The 14794-nt window shown below is 62.0% G+C and carries 19 protein-coding genes; 10 read left to right on the plus strand and 9 right to left on the minus strand.

Annotated elements, in window-relative coordinates; all coding sequences use genetic code 11:
* From ptsN to ACODS1_RS09955, 8 genes are all read right to left on the minus strand, one after another.
* Complete coding sequence (gene ptsN / locus ACODS1_RS09920; RefSeq protein WP_322980506.1) at positions 1–465, minus strand: PTS IIA-like nitrogen regulatory protein PtsN; 465 nt, start codon at positions 463–465, stop codon at positions 1–3.
* Between the two features lie 12 nt (positions 466–477).
* Positions 478–786: a ribosome hibernation-promoting factor, HPF/YfiA family gene (gene hpf, locus ACODS1_RS09925; protein WP_159971508.1), complete on the minus strand. Its 309-nt coding sequence runs from the start codon at positions 784–786 to the stop codon at positions 478–480.
* A gap of 99 nt (positions 787–885) precedes the next feature.
* The gene (locus ACODS1_RS09930) at positions 886–2379 is read right to left on the minus strand and encodes an RNA polymerase factor sigma-54 (RefSeq protein ID WP_489085525.1); all 1494 of its coding nucleotides are present in this window, start codon (positions 2377–2379) and stop codon (positions 886–888) included.
* A 136-nt stretch (positions 2380–2515) separates the two neighbouring features.
* On the minus strand, positions 2516–3241 hold the full coding sequence (gene lptB, locus ACODS1_RS09935; RefSeq protein ID WP_322980504.1) for an LPS export ABC transporter ATP-binding protein: 726 nt from the start codon (positions 3239–3241) through the stop codon (positions 2516–2518).
* Complete coding sequence (gene lptA, locus ACODS1_RS09940; RefSeq protein WP_322980503.1) at positions 3241–3780, minus strand: lipopolysaccharide transport periplasmic protein LptA; 540 nt, start codon at positions 3778–3780, stop codon at positions 3241–3243. Before lptA ends, lptB begins: the two co-directional genes overlap by 1 nt.
* On the minus strand, positions 3767–4333 hold the full coding sequence (gene lptC / locus ACODS1_RS09945; RefSeq protein WP_489085526.1) for an LPS export ABC transporter periplasmic protein LptC: 567 nt from the start codon (positions 4331–4333) through the stop codon (positions 3767–3769). The genes lptA and lptC overlap by 14 nt, the downstream gene beginning before the upstream one ends.
* A gap of 8 nt (positions 4334–4341) precedes the next feature.
* Positions 4342–4863 (minus strand): KdsC family phosphatase, encoded by a 522-nt coding sequence (locus tag ACODS1_RS09950; protein ID WP_489085527.1) that lies wholly within the window; start codon positions 4861–4863, stop codon positions 4342–4344.
* A complete protein-coding gene (locus ACODS1_RS09955) occupies positions 4863–5837 on the minus strand; it encodes a KpsF/GutQ family sugar-phosphate isomerase (RefSeq protein WP_489085528.1) in 975 nt (324 codons plus the stop codon). Before ACODS1_RS09955 ends, ACODS1_RS09950 begins: the two co-directional genes overlap by 1 nt.
* Before the next feature lie 246 nt (positions 5838–6083).
* On the opposite strand from ACODS1_RS09955, the gene ACODS1_RS09960 reads away from it, so the two are divergent.
* From ACODS1_RS09960 to hisC, 10 genes are all read left to right on the plus strand, one after another.
* Entirely contained in the window at positions 6084–6893 is an 810-nt protein-coding gene (locus ACODS1_RS09960) for an ATP-binding cassette domain-containing protein (RefSeq protein WP_489085529.1), read from the plus strand.
* A complete protein-coding gene (gene mlaE / locus ACODS1_RS09965; RefSeq protein ID WP_322980498.1) occupies positions 6893–7690 on the plus strand; it encodes a lipid asymmetry maintenance ABC transporter permease subunit MlaE in 798 nt (265 codons plus the stop codon). Before ACODS1_RS09960 ends, mlaE begins: the two co-directional genes overlap by 1 nt.
* On the plus strand, positions 7690–8160 hold the full coding sequence (gene mlaD, locus ACODS1_RS09970) for an outer membrane lipid asymmetry maintenance protein MlaD (protein ID WP_489085530.1): 471 nt from the start codon (positions 7690–7692) through the stop codon (positions 8158–8160). The genes mlaE and mlaD overlap by 1 nt, the downstream gene beginning before the upstream one ends.
* A 14-nt stretch (positions 8161–8174) precedes the next feature.
* Complete coding sequence (locus ACODS1_RS09975; RefSeq protein WP_489085531.1) at positions 8175–8807, plus strand: MlaC/ttg2D family ABC transporter substrate-binding protein; 633 nt, start codon at positions 8175–8177, stop codon at positions 8805–8807.
* On the plus strand, positions 8804–9109 hold the full coding sequence (locus tag ACODS1_RS09980) for an STAS domain-containing protein (protein ID WP_489085532.1): 306 nt from the start codon (positions 8804–8806) through the stop codon (positions 9107–9109). The genes ACODS1_RS09975 and ACODS1_RS09980 overlap by 4 nt, the downstream gene beginning before the upstream one ends.
* Before the next feature lie 110 nt (positions 9110–9219).
* Complete coding sequence (locus tag ACODS1_RS09985) at positions 9220–9459, plus strand: BolA family protein (RefSeq protein ID WP_220802712.1); 240 nt, start codon at positions 9220–9222, stop codon at positions 9457–9459.
* A 22-nt stretch (positions 9460–9481) separates the two neighbouring features.
* Positions 9482–10747: a UDP-N-acetylglucosamine 1-carboxyvinyltransferase gene (murA, locus tag ACODS1_RS09990; RefSeq protein WP_322980494.1), complete on the plus strand. Its 1266-nt coding sequence runs from the start codon at positions 9482–9484 to the stop codon at positions 10745–10747.
* A 69-nt stretch (positions 10748–10816) separates the two neighbouring features.
* Positions 10817–11452, plus strand: coding sequence for an ATP phosphoribosyltransferase (gene hisG, locus ACODS1_RS09995; protein ID WP_322980493.1), 636 nt, complete (start codon positions 10817–10819; stop codon positions 11450–11452).
* 125 nt (positions 11453–11577) lie between these two features.
* Positions 11578–12888 carry a histidinol dehydrogenase gene (gene hisD / locus ACODS1_RS10000; protein ID WP_489085533.1) on the plus strand — a complete coding sequence of 437 codons (1311 nt, stop codon included), beginning with the start codon at positions 11578–11580 and terminating at the stop codon, positions 12886–12888.
* A 75-nt stretch (positions 12889–12963) separates the two neighbouring features.
* Positions 12964–14016, plus strand: coding sequence for a histidinol-phosphate transaminase (gene hisC, locus ACODS1_RS10005; protein WP_489085534.1), 1053 nt, complete (start codon positions 12964–12966; stop codon positions 14014–14016).
* 44 nt (positions 14017–14060) lie between these two features.
* Here the strand turns inward: hisC and ACODS1_RS10010 are convergent, their stop codons facing one another.
* Entirely contained in the window at positions 14061–14780 is a 720-nt protein-coding gene (locus tag ACODS1_RS10010; RefSeq protein ID WP_489085535.1) for a DUF4198 domain-containing protein, read from the minus strand.
* Positions 14781–14794: the final 14 nt, after the last annotated feature.

The raw sequence follows: 14794 nt of genomic DNA on the forward strand, positions 1-14794 counted from the left end.
TTATTGACCGTTCTGGATGTCCACGACGACCTGATAGAGCGCCTCGCTGGTCGGCGCCTGACGCAGGCGTTCGCGGACGTCCTGGCGGTCGAGCATGCTGGCGATCTGGCGCAGGAGTTCCAGGTGCGCGTCGGTAGCAGCCTCTGGCACCAGCAGCACGAACAGCAGATCGACCGGTGCACCGTCGATGGCGTCGAAGTCGACGGCCGTGTCGAGGCGCAACAGGGCACTGATCGGGGCGCTGCAGCCAGCCAGGCGGCAATGGGGAATGGCGATACCGTTGCCGAAACCGGTAGAACCGAGTTTCTCGCGGGCAATGAGGCTTTCGTAGATGTCCTGGTTATCCAGGTCAGCAAGATCACGAGCAACCAGGCTGGCGATCTGTTCGAGCACGCGCTTCTTACTGCCGCCCGGCACGTTCACCAAGGAACGGCCGGGGGTCAGGATGTTTTCAAGTCGGATCATGGAGGGGAAATGTCAGCGGGCTGTAGCGCCTTGCAGGCGGTCGAGCTGCTTTTCCTTGTGCTTGATGAGTTGACGGTCGAGTTTGTCGGCCAGCAGGTCGATGGCGGCGTACATATCCGTATGCTCAGCGTTGGCGACGACCTCACCGCCGGCAACGTGAAGGGTGGCTTCGATCTTTTGCTTGAGCTTCTCGACTTCCATGATCACCTGAACGTTGGTGATCTTGTCGAAGTGGCGTTCCAGTCGGCCGAGTTTCTCGCCGATGTAGTCACGCAGGGCGTCGGTCACATCCAGCTGATGTCCACTGATGTTGACTTGCATACCGCTTTCTCCTTGTTGCCTTGTGTAAGAGGCAGGTCATGAGTCGACCTACCACCGGAACACCTTGGCCTGTTCGCGTGTGCGATCAGTCTGGCTTGCTCACATCAGGCGCTTGCGTTCACTGGATGGTGCGATACCGAGAGACTCGCGGTATTTGGCAACTGTCCGACGGGCGACCTGGATGCCTTGTGCCTCCAGTAAACCAGCGATCTTGCTGTCACTCAACGGCTTTTTCGCGTTTTCTGCGGCGACCAGTTTTTTGATGATGGCGCGGATCGCGGTGGACGAGCATTCGCCGCCTTCGGAGGTGCTGACGTGGCTGGAGAAGAAATATTTCAGCTCGTAAATGCCACGTGGGGTATGCATGAATTTCTGCGTGGTGACGCGCGAGATGGTCGACTCGTGCATGCCCACCGCTTCGGCGATGTCATGCAGCACCAGGGGCTTCATGGCCTCGTCACCGTAGTCGAGGAAGCCGCGTTGATGTTCGACGATCTGCGTGGCCACCTTCATCAGGGTCTCGTTGCGGCTCTGCAGACTCTTGATGAACCAGCGCGCTTCCTGCAACTGGTTGCGCATAAAGGTGTTGTCGGCGCTGGAGTCGGCGCGTTTGACGAAGCCGGCGTACTGCGCATTGACGCGCAGACGCGGCATGGCCTCTTGGTTCAGTTCCACCAGCCAGCGGTCGTTGTGCTTGCGCACGATGACGTCCGGCACCACGTATTCCGGTTCGCTCGATTCGATCTGCGAACCCGGGCGCGGGTTGAGGCGCTGGATCAGGTCGATGACCTGCTTGAGCTCGTCTTCCTTGAGCTTGGTGCGGCGCATCAATTGGGCATAGTCACGGCTGCCGAGCAGTTCCAGGTGATCGCTGACCAGACGCTGGGTTTCGGTCAGCCAGGGCGTGCTGGCAGGCAACTGACGGAGTTGCAGGAGCAGGCATTCACGCAGATCACGGGCGCCGATGCCGGCTGGCTCGAATTGCTGGATGCGGTGCAGTACGACCTCGACTTCATCGAGTTCGATGTCCAGTTCGGGGTCGAAGGACTCGGCCACTTCCTCGAGGGTTTCCTCCAGGTAGCCGTCGTTGTTGATGCAGTCGATCAGGGTGGCGGCGATCAGCCGATCCTTGTCCGACATCGGTGCGAGGTTGAGTTGCCACAGCAGGTGGCTGTGCAGGCTTTCACCAGTGGAGGTGCGGGTGGTGAAGTCCCACTCGTCATCATCGTTGCTGGGCAGGCTGCTGGCGCTGGTCTGGTAGATGTCTTCCCAGGCAGTGTCGACCGGCAGCTCGTTGGGAATGCGTTCGCCCCACTCGCCTTCCTCCAGGTTATCAACCGTCGGAGTGGCTTCCTGGTAGCTCTCTTCCTTGCTCGGCGCGGGGGCAGCGCTTTCGGCGCCATCGGCCATCGGGTCGCTGTTGTCGAAGTCGTCGCCATCTTCCTGGCGCTCGAGCATGGGGTTGGATTCCAGCGCCTCCTGGATCTCCTGCTGAAGATCCAGAGTAGACAGTTGGAGGAGGCGGATAGCCTGTTGCAGCTGCGGTGTCATCGTCAGCTGCTGGCCCATCTTGAGGACTAGCGAAGGTTTCATTGCAGACCTTAATTTACTGGCGAGTTACGCCTTCCACATCAGGGCGCCGAAGCGCCGCCAGGAAGCAAATTATATGCCTGAAAAACGCTCATTTGCCTAGGGGCTGTCCTATTCCTGTCATGTAAATGCAGGTCATTTACAGACGGAACTCGTGGCCCAGGTATACCTCTTTCACGGTCTGGTTGGCGAGGATGGTCTGAGCATCGCCTTCTGCGATCAGTTGCCCGTCGTTGACGATGTAAGCAGTCTCGCAGATATCCAGGGTTTCGCGCACGTTGTGATCGGTGATCAGAATGCCGATGCCCTTGGCCTTGAGGTGATGGATGATCTGCTTGATATCGCCTACCGAGATCGGGTCGACACCGGCGAAGGGTTCGTCGAGCAGGATGAACTTCGGATTGGTGGCCAGGGCGCGAGCGATTTCCACGCGGCGGCGTTCACCGCCAGACAGGCTCATGCCCAGGCTGTCGGCGATATGGTGGATATGGAATTCCTGCAGCAGGTTCTCCAGTTCCGCCTGGCGGCCGCTGCGATCCAGATCCTTGCGCGTTTCCAGAATGGCCATGATGTTGTCGGCCACCGACAGCTTGCGGAAGATCGAAGCTTCTTGGGGCAGGTAGCCGATACCCGCGCGGGCGCGGCCATGCATGGGCTGGTGGCTGACGTCCAGATCATCGATCAGCACGCGCCCCTGATCGGCCTGCACCAGGCCGACGATCATGTAGAAGCAGGTGGTCTTGCCGGCGCCGTTGGGGCCGAGCAGGCCCACGATCTGGCCGCTTTCGATGTTCAGGCTGACGTCGCGTACGACCTGGCGACCCTTGTAGCTCTTGGCCAGATGCTGGGCTTTGAGAATAGCCATTACTGTTGCTGATCCGCAGGTTTGTTCTTCGGCTGGATGACCATGTCGATGCGCGGACGCGGCATGCTCACGTTGTTACCGGTGGCACGGCCCGCATTGACGATCTGGCGGCGGGTGTCATAGACGATTTTCTCGCCTTCGAAGGTGTTGCCTTCCTGGATCACCTTGGCCTGGTCGATCAGAACGATGCGCTCGTTGCTGGCGAAGTACTGAATGGTCTTGCCGTAGGCTTTGACGATCTCCTTGTCCACGGCCGGCTTCTGCTCGTAATAGGCGAGGTTGCCCACCGAGGTGAATACGTCGATGTCGCCGCTGGCGGTTTGCGTGATGGTCACGGTGTCGCCGGTGATCTTCAGGGTGCCCTGAGTGATGATCACATCGCCGCGGTAGACCGCTACGCCCTGCTTGTCATCCAGCTCTGCCGTGTCGGCCTGGATGCGGATCGGCTGGTCGCGATCGGAGGGCAAGGCCCAGGCGGCCGCGCTTCCCAATGCGGCGCCGAGGCTGATAATCAGGGGGAGGGTATTAACGAACCTCATGCTGGCCTCTTACGTTGGACTGCAGGATCATCCTGCTGTCATTCAAGTACGCTTTCATTCCTTGTGCCGTGGTCACCCCGTTGGCCGCAACGATTCTAACGGCTTGCTCGGTCTGCGCATATTCCTTGTCAGGAATCACGGTCATGCGGCTGCTGGTGATGATGGTCGGACGATTCTTGGCGTCGGTACGGGCGATACGTACATCGTCGATCAACTCGACTTCCGCTCCGCCGGGCGATACCTCGGCGCGCTTGCTGGTCACTTTCCAGGGCAGGTCGGTGCCGCGATAGAGATCCAGTTGAGGGTTCTCGACCTGGGTAACATCAGTGCTCTTGAGGTGTTCGAGTTTGTCGGCCGTCATGCGGTAATGCAGTTTGCCGTCGTCCTGGAACTGCACGGTATGAGCGCCGACTGCATAGAAGTCGATGACGTCATCGCTGGCGGCTTGCTGCGCCGTGCCGGCGCTTTCCGGTGCGATGTTCCAGTAGCCCAGCGCGCCGACCAGTACGGCGATCAGGGCGAAGATCAGGAGGTTGAGTGCTTTGCGCGGCATGCTGTGCCCTACAGGTAAGCGGCTTGTGCCGCGTCCAGCGTGCCTTGGGCACGCATGATCAGTTCGCAGAATTCGCGGGCGGCGCCCTCGCCGCCGCGGGCTTGGGTTACGCCATGGGCGTGCTGGCGGACGAAGCCGTCGGCGCTGGCCACGGCCATGCCGAGTCCGACCCGGCGAATCACCGGTAGGTCCGGCAGGTCGTCGCCAAGGTAGGCGACCTGTTCATAGCTTAGGCCGAGTTCGGCGAGCAGGCCGTCGAGGACGACGAGTTTGTCTTCGCGGCCCTGAAACAGATGCTGGATACCGAGATTGTTGGCGCGGCGTTCGACCACCGGCGTCTTGCGGCCGCTGATGATGGCGGTGCGTACGCCCGAGTTCATCAGCATCTTGATGCCGTGGCCGTCGAGTGTGTTGAAGGTCTTGAACTCGCTGCCGTCTTCCAGAAAGTACAGGCGGCCATCGGTCAGGACGCCGTCGACGTCGAATACGGCCAGTTTTACGGCGCGTGCACGTTGTAGCAGGGTATTCATCACATCACTCCTGCGCGCAGCAGATCGCCGAGGTTGAAGGCGCCCACTGGGCGATTCTTCTCATCGACAACCACCAGTGCGCTGATCTTGTTGTCTTCCATGATTTTTAGAGCCTCTGCCGCGAGCATTTCCGCATGCACCGTCTTGCCGTGGGCGGTCATGACCTCGTCGATACTGGCAAGACGCACGTCGATGCCCTTGTCCAGGGCGCGGCGCAGGTCGCCATCGGTGAAGATGCCGGCCAGGCTCCCGTCATTTTCCAGGACGGCGGTCATGCCCAGACCTTTCTGGGTCATTTCCAGCAGGGCGTCGCGCAGGCTGGTGCCGCGTTGCACCAATGGCAGCGTATCGCCCGCATGCATGACGTTCTCTACCTTGAGCAGCAGGCGCCGACCCAGTGCGCCACCTGGGTGAGAGAAGGCGAAGTCTTCGGCGGTGAAACCGCGCGCTTCGAGCAGGGCGATGGCCAGTGCATCACCAAGTACCAGGCTGGCCGTGGTAGAAGAGGTGGGGGCCAGGTTCAGCGGGCAGGCTTCCTGCGATACGCGGGCATCCAGATTCACCTCTGCGGCCTTGGCCAGCGGCGATTCCGGGTTGCCGGTCATGCTGATCAGGCGGATGCCCAGGCGCTTGATCAGGGGCAGCAGGGTGACGATCTCGGCAGTGCTGCCGGAGTTGGACAGCGCCAGGACGATGTCGTCACGGGTGATCATGCCCATGTCGCCGTGACTGGCCTCGGCCGGGTGCACGAAGAAGGCCGCGGTGCCGGTACTGGCCAGGGTCGCGGCGATCTTGTTGCCGATATGGCCCGACTTGCCCATGCCCACCACAACCACACGCCCCTTGGCGCCCAGGATCATTTCGCAGGCCTTGACGAAATCGGTGTCGATGCGTGGCAGCAGTTCCTGCACCGCCTCGAGTTCCAGGCGGATGGTGCGGCGGGCGGTTTCGATCAGGTCGTGGGGCTTGTTCATTGGGAAGCGTAAGCGGCTTTTTACGAAAAAGGCGGAGATTATACCGATAAAGCGTGTCCTACTCACCCTCTACGAAATGCAGAGTAGTCCGCAAAGCTGTCGTGAATCTGAACGCGAAAAACGGGCGCGCTGGGCCAGTATCGCGGCAAATGCTATAGTCCGCCGCCATTTCGGCCATCCAGCAGCTGTGTCTCCGTGCATGGGAGGTGGCGTCTGCCAGGAAGGCTTGATTTTCAAGGAGTCTAGATGAGCGCCGAACACGATTACGCGATCGAGCTGCAAGGCGTCAGTTTCCGGCGTGGGGCGCGGGCCATTTTCGACAATGTCGACATCCGCATTCCGCGCGGCAAGGTCACCGGCATCATGGGGCCCTCCGGTTGCGGCAAGACCACGCTATTGCGGTTGATTGCCGCGGAGTTGCGTCCGGCCGCCGGTGATGTGCGGGTCGCCGGTGTCAGTCTGCCCAAGCTGTCGCGTGAAGAGCTTTTCGACATGCGCAAGCAGATGGGCGTGCTGTTCCAGAGTGGCGCGCTGTTCACCGACCTCGACGTCTTCGAGAACGTCGCCTTTCCGCTGCGGGTGCACACTCAGCTGCCGGAAGAGATGATTCGGGACATCGTCTTGCTCAAGCTGCAGGCCGTTGGTCTGCGCGGTGCAGTCGAGCTGATGCCTGACGAGTTGTCCGGCGGCATGAAGCGGCGCGTGGCCCTGGCGCGTGCCATTGCCCTGGATCCGCAAATCCTTCTGTATGACGAGCCATTCGTAGGGCAGGATCCGATCGCCATGGGCGTCCTGGTGCGGCTCATTCGTCTGCTCAACGATGCATTGGGTATTACCAGTGTGGTGGTGTCCCATGACCTGGCCGAAACTGCCAGCATTGCCGACTATATCTATGTCGTTGGCGATGCTCAGGTGCTGGGGCAGGGAACGCCGGCCGAGCTGATGGACTCCGATAATCCGCGAATCCGTCAGTTCATGAAGGGGATTCCGGATGGCCCGGTACCCTTCCACTATCCGGCTGCCGACTATCGCGACGATCTGTTGGGGAGACTTTGATGCGCAAGACTTCTCCGCTCGAACGGCTGCGCCTGTTCGGTCGTGCGGGTATCGACGTGGTGGCGACGCTGGGGCGCTCGGTGCTCTTTCTCGGTCATGCCGTGTTCGGTCGCAGCAGTGCCGGCAAGCCGCTGCAACTACTGATCAAGCAACTCTACTCGGTGGGCGTGCTGTCGCTGGCGATCATCGTGGTGTCTGGCGTCTTCATCGGCATGGTGCTGGCTCTGCAGGGTTACAACATCCTGGTCAGCTATGGCTCCGAGCAGGCGGTCGGGCAAATGGTCGCGCTCACGCTGTTGCGCGAATTGGGGCCGGTGGTAACGGCATTGCTGTTCGCCGGGCGCGCTGGCTCGGCGCTGACTGCCGAGATCGGCAATATGAAATCCACCGAACAGCTCTCAAGTCTGGAGATGATCGGTGTCGACCCGCTCAAGTACATCGTTGCGCCGCGCCTGTGGGCGGGTTTCATCTCCATGCCGCTGCTGGCCATCATCTTCTGCGTGGTCGGCATCTGGGGCGGAGCGATGGTTGCCGTGGACTGGTTGGGTGTCTACGAGGGTTCGTTCTGGGCCAATATGCAGAACAGTGTTTCCTTCCATGACGATGTGCTCAATGGCGTGATCAAGAGCATCGTCTTCGCATTCGTGGTGACCTGGATCGCCGTGTTCCAGGGTTACGACTGCGAGCCCACTTCCGAAGGTATCAGCCGCGCGACCACGCGTACCGTGGTGTACGCCTCGCTGGCCGTGCTCGGGCTGGACTTCATTCTGACCGCTTTGATGTTTGGAGATTTCTGATGCAAAACCGCACGCTGGAGATTGGTGTCGGCCTGTTCCTCCTGGCCGGCCTGCTGGCCCTGCTGCTGCTGGCCTTGCGCGTCAGTGGCCTGAGTGTCGGCGCGGCCACTGATACCTACAAGGTCTACGCCTACTTCGACAACATCGCCGGGCTGACCGTGCGCGCCAAGGTGACCATGGCTGGCGTGACCATCGGCAAGGTAACGGCCATCGATCTGGATCATGACAGCTATATGGGGCGTGTGACCCTGGAGCTGGACAGCGATGTCAACAACCTGCCGGAAGACTCCACGGCTTCGATCCTGACGGCTGGGCTGCTCGGTGAGAAATACATCGGGATCAGCGTCGGCGGCGACGAAGCCGTGCTCAAGGATGGCAGCACCATCCACGACACCCAGTCCGCGCTGGTGCTGGAAGACCTTATTGGTAAATTCCTGCTCAATTCGGTCAATAAAGACGAAGCCAAGTGATGAGGGCTCAAAACATGCTCAAGACCCTGCGTAACTCCTTGCTGGCCATGCTTGCCGTCATGCCTTTGCTGGCATTTGCGGCGCCCAGCGCTCATGAGGTGGTGCAGCAAACCACCGATAAGCTGCTGACCGACCTCAAGACCAACAAGGAGCAGTACCGCAGCGACCCTGCGGCCTTCTATCAGGCGCTGAATGACATCCTCGGCCCGGTGGTCGATGTCGACGGCATTTCGCGCGGCGTCATGACCGTGCGCTATTCGCGCCAGGCCTCCGCCGAGCAGATGAGCCGTTTTCAGGAGAACTTCAAGCGAGGTCTGATGCAGTTCTATGGCAACGCGCTGCTGGAATACAACAACCAGGACATTCGCGTACTGCCGGCCAGCACGGGGCAGGACGCCGAGCGTGCCTCGGTGAACATGGAAATTCGCGACGGCAAGGGCGTGGTCTACCCGCTGTCCTACACCATGGTGGCGCAGGATGGCACCTGGAAGATGCGTAATGTGATCATCAACGGCATCAACGTCGGCAAGCTGTTCCGTGACCAGTTCGCCCAGTCGATGCAGAACAATCGCAATGATCTGGACAAGGTCATCGACACCTGGGTCGACACCGTGGCGCGGGCCCGCGAGGCCAGGAGCGAGTCGTGAGTCAGGCCGCCATCGTCGAGCGTGCGCCTGGTGAGCTCGCGCTCAGTGGGGTGATCGATCATGTCAGCGGGCCGGTCTTGCGCGAGCAGGGCCAGCGCCTGATCAAGGGCGGTAGTGCGCCGCTGGTGCTCGATTGCAGCGCGGTGAGCAAGTCCAACAGCGTTGGCCTTTCCCTGCTGCTTGCCTTCATGCGCGATGCGCAACAGGTGGGGCGGCCGCTGAGTATTCGTGCCTTGCCCGAGGATATGCGCGAGATGGCCCAGGTCAGCGCGTTGCTCGAGTTGCTGCCGTTGCAGGCCTGAATCAAGCCCTCCGTCAGCGGTGCGTCGTGCGGGGTTCGCAGGCGAGGGGCTTTTTTGTATGATGGCCGACCCGCGGGCCCAGGGCCCAACTGCGTCAATCGAGGTCGAGCATGCAGGCTGCAGAAGTGAAAAGCCTCCTAGAGGAAAAACTCCCGAATACCCAGGTGGAAGTGGAAGGCGAAGGCTGCAACTTCCAGCTCAACCTGATCAGCGACGAGCTGGCCGCTCTCAGCCCGGTCAAGCGTCAGCAACAGATCTATGCCCACCTCAATGCCTGGATCGCCGATGGCAGCATCCATGCCGTGACCATGAAATTCTTCAGCCGAGCCGACTGGGCCGCGCGTTCCTGAGCCTGCGGGCGACGAGACTCCTATGGACAAACTGATCATTACCGGTGGCGTGCGCCTCGATGGCGAAATTCGCATTTCCGGTGCCAAGAACTCTGCGCTGCCGATCCTGGCCGCCACGCTGCTGGGTGACGAGCCCGTCACCATCTGCAACCTGCCGCACCTGCACGATATCACCACCATGATCGAGCTGTTTGGTCGCATGGGCATCGAGCCGGTGATCGACGAGAAACTCTCCGTCGAGGTAGACGCGCGCTCGATCAAGACCCTGGTCGCGCCCTACGAGCTGGTCAAGACCATGCGCGCCTCGATCCTGGTGCTCGGGCCGATGGTTGCCCGTTTCGGTGAAGCCGAAGTGGCGTTGCCCGGTGGTTGCGCCATCGGTTCGCGTCCGGTCGACCTGCACATTCGTGGCCTCGAGGCCATGGGCGCGAAGATCGACGTGGAAGGCGGCTATATCAAGGCCAAGGCGCCGGAAGGCGGCCTGCGCGGCGCGCACTTCTTCTTCGACGTGGTCAGCGTGACCGGCACCGAGAACATCATGATGGCTGCGACCCTGGCCAAGGGGCGTAGTGTGCTGGAAAACGCCGCGCGTGAGCCTGAGGTCGTCGACCTGGCCAACTGCCTGATCGCCATGGGGGCGAAGATCCAGGGCGCCGGTACCGATACCATCATCATCGATGGCGTCGAGCGCCTGCATGGCGCGCGCTTCAATGTCATGCCCGACCGTATCGAAACCGGTACCTACCTGGTCGCTGCTGCCGTCACCGGTGGCCGCGTCAAGGTCAAGGACGCCGATCCGTCGACCCTGGAAGCCGTGCTGGCCAAGCTGCAGGAAGCGGGCGCCGAGATCACCACCGGTGCCGACTGGATCGAGCTGGACATGAAGGGCAAGCGCCCCAAGGCCGTCAACCTGCGTACCGCACCGTACCCCGCATTCCCCACTGACATGCAGGCGCAGTTCATCGCGTTGAACGCGGTGGCCGAAGGCACCGGCACCATCATCGAGACGGTGTTCGAGAACCGCTTCATGCACGTCTACGAGATGCACCGCATGGGCGCCAATATCCTGGTCGAGGGTAATACCGCTGTCGTGACCGGCGTTGGTGCACTCAAGGGCGCGCCCGTGATGGCCACCGACCTGCGCGCTTCGGCGAGTCTGGTGCTGGCAGCGCTGGTGGCTGACGGCGACACGCTGATCGATCGCATCTACCACATCGACCGTGGTTACGAGTGCATCGAGGAAAAACTGCAGTTGCTCGGCGCTAAAATTCGTCGCGTTCCGGGCTGATTGCCCGCGTTCGTTGTCGTAGGGCCGCTCCCTGTCGGAGCGGTCGCTTCCGCTCAAGGAAACCGTTTCATGCTGACCATCGCCCTGTCCAAAGGCCGCATTCTCGATGACACCCTGCCGTTGCTGGCAGCGGCAGGCATCGAGCCGACCGAGAACCCGGACAAGAGCCGCAAGCTGATCATCCCCACCACCCAGGATGACGTGCGCCTGCTGATCGTGCGGGCTACCGATGTGCCGACCTACGTCGAGCATGGCGCGGCCGACCTAGGCGTCGCCGGCAAGGACGTGCTGATGGAGTACGGCGGGCAGGGTATCTATGAGCCGCTGGATCTGCAGATTGCCCAGTGCAAGCTGATGACCGCTGGCAAGGTCGGCGCGCCGGAGCCCAAGGGGCGTCTGCGAGTGGCCACCAAGTTCGTCAATGTTGCCAAGCGCTACTATGCCGAGCAGGGCCGCCAGGTCGACATCATCAAGCTGTACGGCTCAATGGAACTGGCACCGCTGGTGGGCTTGGCCGACAAGATCATCGACGTAGTCGACACCGGCAACACCCTGCGTGCCAACGGTCTGGAACCGCAGGAATTGATCGCCACCATCAGCTCGCGGCTGATCGTCAACAAGGCCTCGATGAAGATGCAGCACGCGCGCATCCAGGCGCTGATCGAAACCCTGCGTGGCGCCATCGAGGCGCGACACCAAGGCTGATTCCTCACCGCGACTTCTGGTCGCGGCAGCCTATCCGTGTCATAGCCATTTTTCTTGGGTGCCCGCACGGTGGGCTTGCTACATTACGGGCGCCCGAGAAACCGCCATTTAATGAGGCTTTCGCTATGACCGCACCCGTTGCCATCCGCCGACTCAACGCCGCCGACACGGACTTCGCGCGTCATCTGGATCATCTGCTGTCCTGGGAAAGCGTCTCCGACGATGGCGTCAACCAGCGCGTGCTGGAAATCATCCAGGCCGTGCGCGAGCGCGGCGACGCTGCTCTGGTCGAGTACACCCAGCGTTTCGATGGCCTGGAGGTCGCCTCTATGGCCGACCTGATCCTGCCGCGCGAGCGCCTGGAACTGGCCCTCACTCGTATCAGCCCGGCTCAGCGCGAGGCGCTGGAAGTCGCTGCCGAGCGCGTGCGCAGCTACCACGAGAAGCAGAAGCAGGATTCCTGGCGCTATACCGAAGCCGACGGCACCGTGCTGGGGCAGAAGGTCACCCCGCTGGATCGCGCCGGGCTGTACGTGCCGGGCGGCAAGGCCTCCTATCCGTCCTCGGTGCTGATGAACGCCATCCCGGCCAAGGTGGCTGGCGTGCCCGAGGTGGTGATGGTGGTGCCGACGCCGCGTGGCGAGATCAACGAGATCGTGCTCGCCGCTGCCGCCATCGCCGGCGTTGACCGCGTGTTCACCATCGGTGGCGCCCAGGCTGTTGCCGCGCTGGCCTATGGCACCGAGAGCGTGCCGCCGGTGGATAAAATCGTCGGCCCTGGCAACATCTACGTGGCCACTGCCAAGCGCCATGTGTTCGGCAAGGTCGGCATCGACATGATTGCCGGCCCGTCGGAAATCCTGGTGGTCTGCGACGGCCAGACCGATCCCGACTGGATCGCCATGGATCTGTTCTCCCAGGCCGAGCACGACGAGGACGCCCAGTCGATCCTGGTCAGCCCGGATGCCGCCTTCCTCGATCGCGTGGCGGAAAGCATCGCCAAGCTGCTGCCGACCATGGAGCGTGCCGAGATCATCCGCACCTCGCTGGAAGGCCGGGGGGCGCTGATCCAGGTGGCCGACATGGCGCAGGCCATCGAGGTGGCCAACCGCATCGCGCCGGAGCACCTGGAGCTGTCGGTGGCCGATCCGGAAGCCTGGCTGCCGCAGATCCGTCACGCCGGCGCCATCTTCATGGGCCGTTACACCGCCGAAGCGCTGGGCGACTACGTGGCCGGGCCGAACCATGTGCTGCCCACTTCCGGTACCGCGCGTTTTTCCTCGCCGCTGGGGGTGTACGACTTCCAGAAGCGCTCGTCGATCATCTTCTGCTCGCCGGATGGCGCGTCGGAGCTGGGCAAGAGCGCTTCGGTGCTGGCCCGTGGCGAGTCGCTGACCGCGCACGCACGCAGCGCCGAGTACCGCATCAAAAACTAGCGGCTTATGTAGGGTGGACAACGCTTCGCGGTTTCCACCCCAAGAGAATCCAAGCATTCGAGGAGAGAAGGGCAGATGAGCAAATTCTGGAGCCCCTTCGTCAAAGACCTGGTGCCCTATGTGCCGGGCGAGCAACCCAAGCTGAGCAAGCTGGTCAAGCTCAACACCAACGAGAACCCCTACGGCCCGTCGCCCAAGGCCATTGCGGCGATGCAGGCCGAGGTCAACGACAATCTGCGCCTGTACCCGGATCCCAACGGTGACCGCCTGAAGCAGGCAGTGGCCGATTATTACGGCGTTCAGCTGGCTCAGGTGTTCGTCGGCAACGGCTCCGATGAGGTGCTGGCGCATGCCTTCTATGGCCTGTTCCAGCATGAGGCACCGCTGCTATTCCCGGATATCAGCTACAGCTTCTATCCGGTTTACTGCGGCCTGTATGGCATCGAGTACCAGCAGGTGGCATTGGACGAGCACTTCCAGATTCGTGTCGAGGACTACGCCCGGCCCAATGGCGGCATCATCTTCCCCAACCCCAATGCGCCGACGGGTTGCCTGCTGCCGCTCGAGGCCGTCGAGCGCCTGCTGCAGGCCAGCCCGGACAGCGTGGTGTTGGTGGATGAGGCGTATGTCGATTTCGGCGGCCAGACGGCCATCGCCCTGGTCGATCAGTACCCCAACCTGCTGGTCACCCAGACCCTGTCCAAGTCGCGTTCGCTGGCCGGCTTGCGTGTCGGCATCGCGGTCGGGCATCCGGATCTGATCGAGGCGCTGGAGCGGATCAAGAACAGCTTCAACTCCTATCCGCTCGATCGCATCGCCATTGCCGGCGCGGCGGCTGCCTTCGAGGATCGTGCCTACTTCGAACAGACCTGCCAGCAGGTGATCGACAGTCGCGACGCAGTGGTTGCCGGTCTGCAGGGGCTGGGCTTCGAGGTGCTGCCGTCGGCGGCCAACTTCGTCTTCGCTCGTCACCCGGGCAAGGATGCGGCAACCCTGGCGGCTGGTTTACGTGAGCAGGGCGTGATCGTGCGCCACTTCAAGCAGCCGCGTATCGCCCAGTTCCTGCGTATCACCATCGGTACGCCGGAGCAGAACCAGGCGTTGTTGGACGCGTTGCAGGATCTGTAACGCCTCGCGGCAGGCGCGCACCGAGTCGCGCCTGCCGCGTTCGATCAGTGATGGTGACCCTGGCCGACGAAGGTCAGCGAGGCGAACAGGCCGCGCGTTTCGATATCGGCATCGCCCTTGACCGGCAGATCGACCTCGGCGGCGATGATGTTGAGGCCCTGGTTGCGTACCACCACCTCGGCGCGGCCATCTGCATCGGTGGTGGCGCTGACCTCATCCGGTGCCCCTCGGTAATCACCTGCCAGCTTGACGCCAGCCATGGGCTTGCCGTCTACCAGCACGCGTACCGGCAGCGGCTTGCCTGGGCCCACTTCCAGCGGATCGACTTCCGGCAGGATGACCATTTTCAGTTGCTTCAAGTCCGGCAGCCTGGCCCCTTCGCTGTAGATCGCCAGGCTGTACTTGTAGGTGTGCAGCGACTGCGTGGAGTTCGGCACCTGGCTACGCCCCTGGTTGATCCACTGGCCATCCGGGGTCTTCGACCAGGCGCCGTTATCCAGGGCCACGGCCATGATCGCCGGGGGCTTGAGGGGTTGCAGGCGAGCATGGTCGGCCAGGCGCTCGACGGTCACCGGGATCATCTTGCCAGCGCTGTCATAGGCCCAGGCGCCACTGATCTTCTTGGCGTCGAAGGCGTTGTCCTCCTCACCATGGCCGTAAACCACTTCGATATTGCCGCGCCGCTCTTCCGTCCACAGGCCGTGGGCCAGGGCGTTACCACACGCGAACAGGCTGGTGAGCAGCAGGCAGGTACTCAGACGCATCGACGATCTCCTTT

The sequence above is a fragment of the Pseudomonas sp. FG29 genome, assembly GCF_057809355.1.

Excerpts from the sequence above, each read along its gene's own strand:
- ptsN (WP_322980506.1), bottom strand. The coding sequence starts at position 465 with ATGATCCGACTTGAAAACATCCTGACCCCCGGCCGTTCCTTGGTGAAC.
- ACODS1_RS09985 (WP_220802712.1), top strand. The coding sequence starts at position 9,220 with ATGCAGGCTGCAGAAGTGAAAAGCCTCCTAGAGGAAAAACTCCCGAAT.
- ACODS1_RS10010 (WP_489085535.1), bottom strand. The coding sequence starts at position 14,780 with ATGCGTCTGAGTACCTGCCTGCTGCTCACCAGCCTGTTCGCGTGTGGT.
- ACODS1_RS09930 (WP_489085525.1), bottom strand. The coding sequence starts at position 2,379 with ATGAAACCTTCGCTAGTCCTCAAGATGGGCCAGCAGCTGACGATGACA.
- ACODS1_RS09975 (WP_489085531.1), top strand. The coding sequence starts at position 8,175 with ATGCTCAAGACCCTGCGTAACTCCTTGCTGGCCATGCTTGCCGTCATG.
- ACODS1_RS09955 (WP_489085528.1), bottom strand. The coding sequence starts at position 5,837 with ATGAACAAGCCCCACGACCTGATCGAAACCGCCCGCCGCACCATCCGC.
- hisD (WP_489085533.1), top strand. The coding sequence starts at position 11,578 with ATGACCGCACCCGTTGCCATCCGCCGACTCAACGCCGCCGACACGGAC.
- mlaE (WP_322980498.1), top strand. The coding sequence starts at position 6,893 with ATGCGCAAGACTTCTCCGCTCGAACGGCTGCGCCTGTTCGGTCGTGCG.
- lptC (WP_489085526.1), bottom strand. The coding sequence starts at position 4,333 with ATGCCGCGCAAAGCACTCAACCTCCTGATCTTCGCCCTGATCGCCGTA.
- ACODS1_RS09960 (WP_489085529.1), top strand. The coding sequence starts at position 6,084 with ATGAGCGCCGAACACGATTACGCGATCGAGCTGCAAGGCGTCAGTTTC.
- ACODS1_RS09950 (WP_489085527.1), bottom strand. The coding sequence starts at position 4,863 with ATGAATACCCTGCTACAACGTGCACGCGCCGTAAAACTGGCCGTATTC.
- hpf (WP_159971508.1), bottom strand. The coding sequence starts at position 786 with ATGCAAGTCAACATCAGTGGACATCAGCTGGATGTGACCGACGCCCTG.
- hisG (WP_322980493.1), top strand. The coding sequence starts at position 10,817 with ATGCTGACCATCGCCCTGTCCAAAGGCCGCATTCTCGATGACACCCTG.
- lptB (WP_322980504.1), bottom strand. The coding sequence starts at position 3,241 with ATGGCTATTCTCAAAGCCCAGCATCTGGCCAAGAGCTACAAGGGTCGC.
- hisC (WP_489085534.1), top strand. The coding sequence starts at position 12,964 with ATGAGCAAATTCTGGAGCCCCTTCGTCAAAGACCTGGTGCCCTATGTG.
- lptA (WP_322980503.1), bottom strand. The coding sequence starts at position 3,780 with ATGAGGTTCGTTAATACCCTCCCCCTGATTATCAGCCTCGGCGCCGCA.
- murA (WP_322980494.1), top strand. The coding sequence starts at position 9,482 with ATGGACAAACTGATCATTACCGGTGGCGTGCGCCTCGATGGCGAAATT.
- mlaD (WP_489085530.1), top strand. The coding sequence starts at position 7,690 with ATGCAAAACCGCACGCTGGAGATTGGTGTCGGCCTGTTCCTCCTGGCC.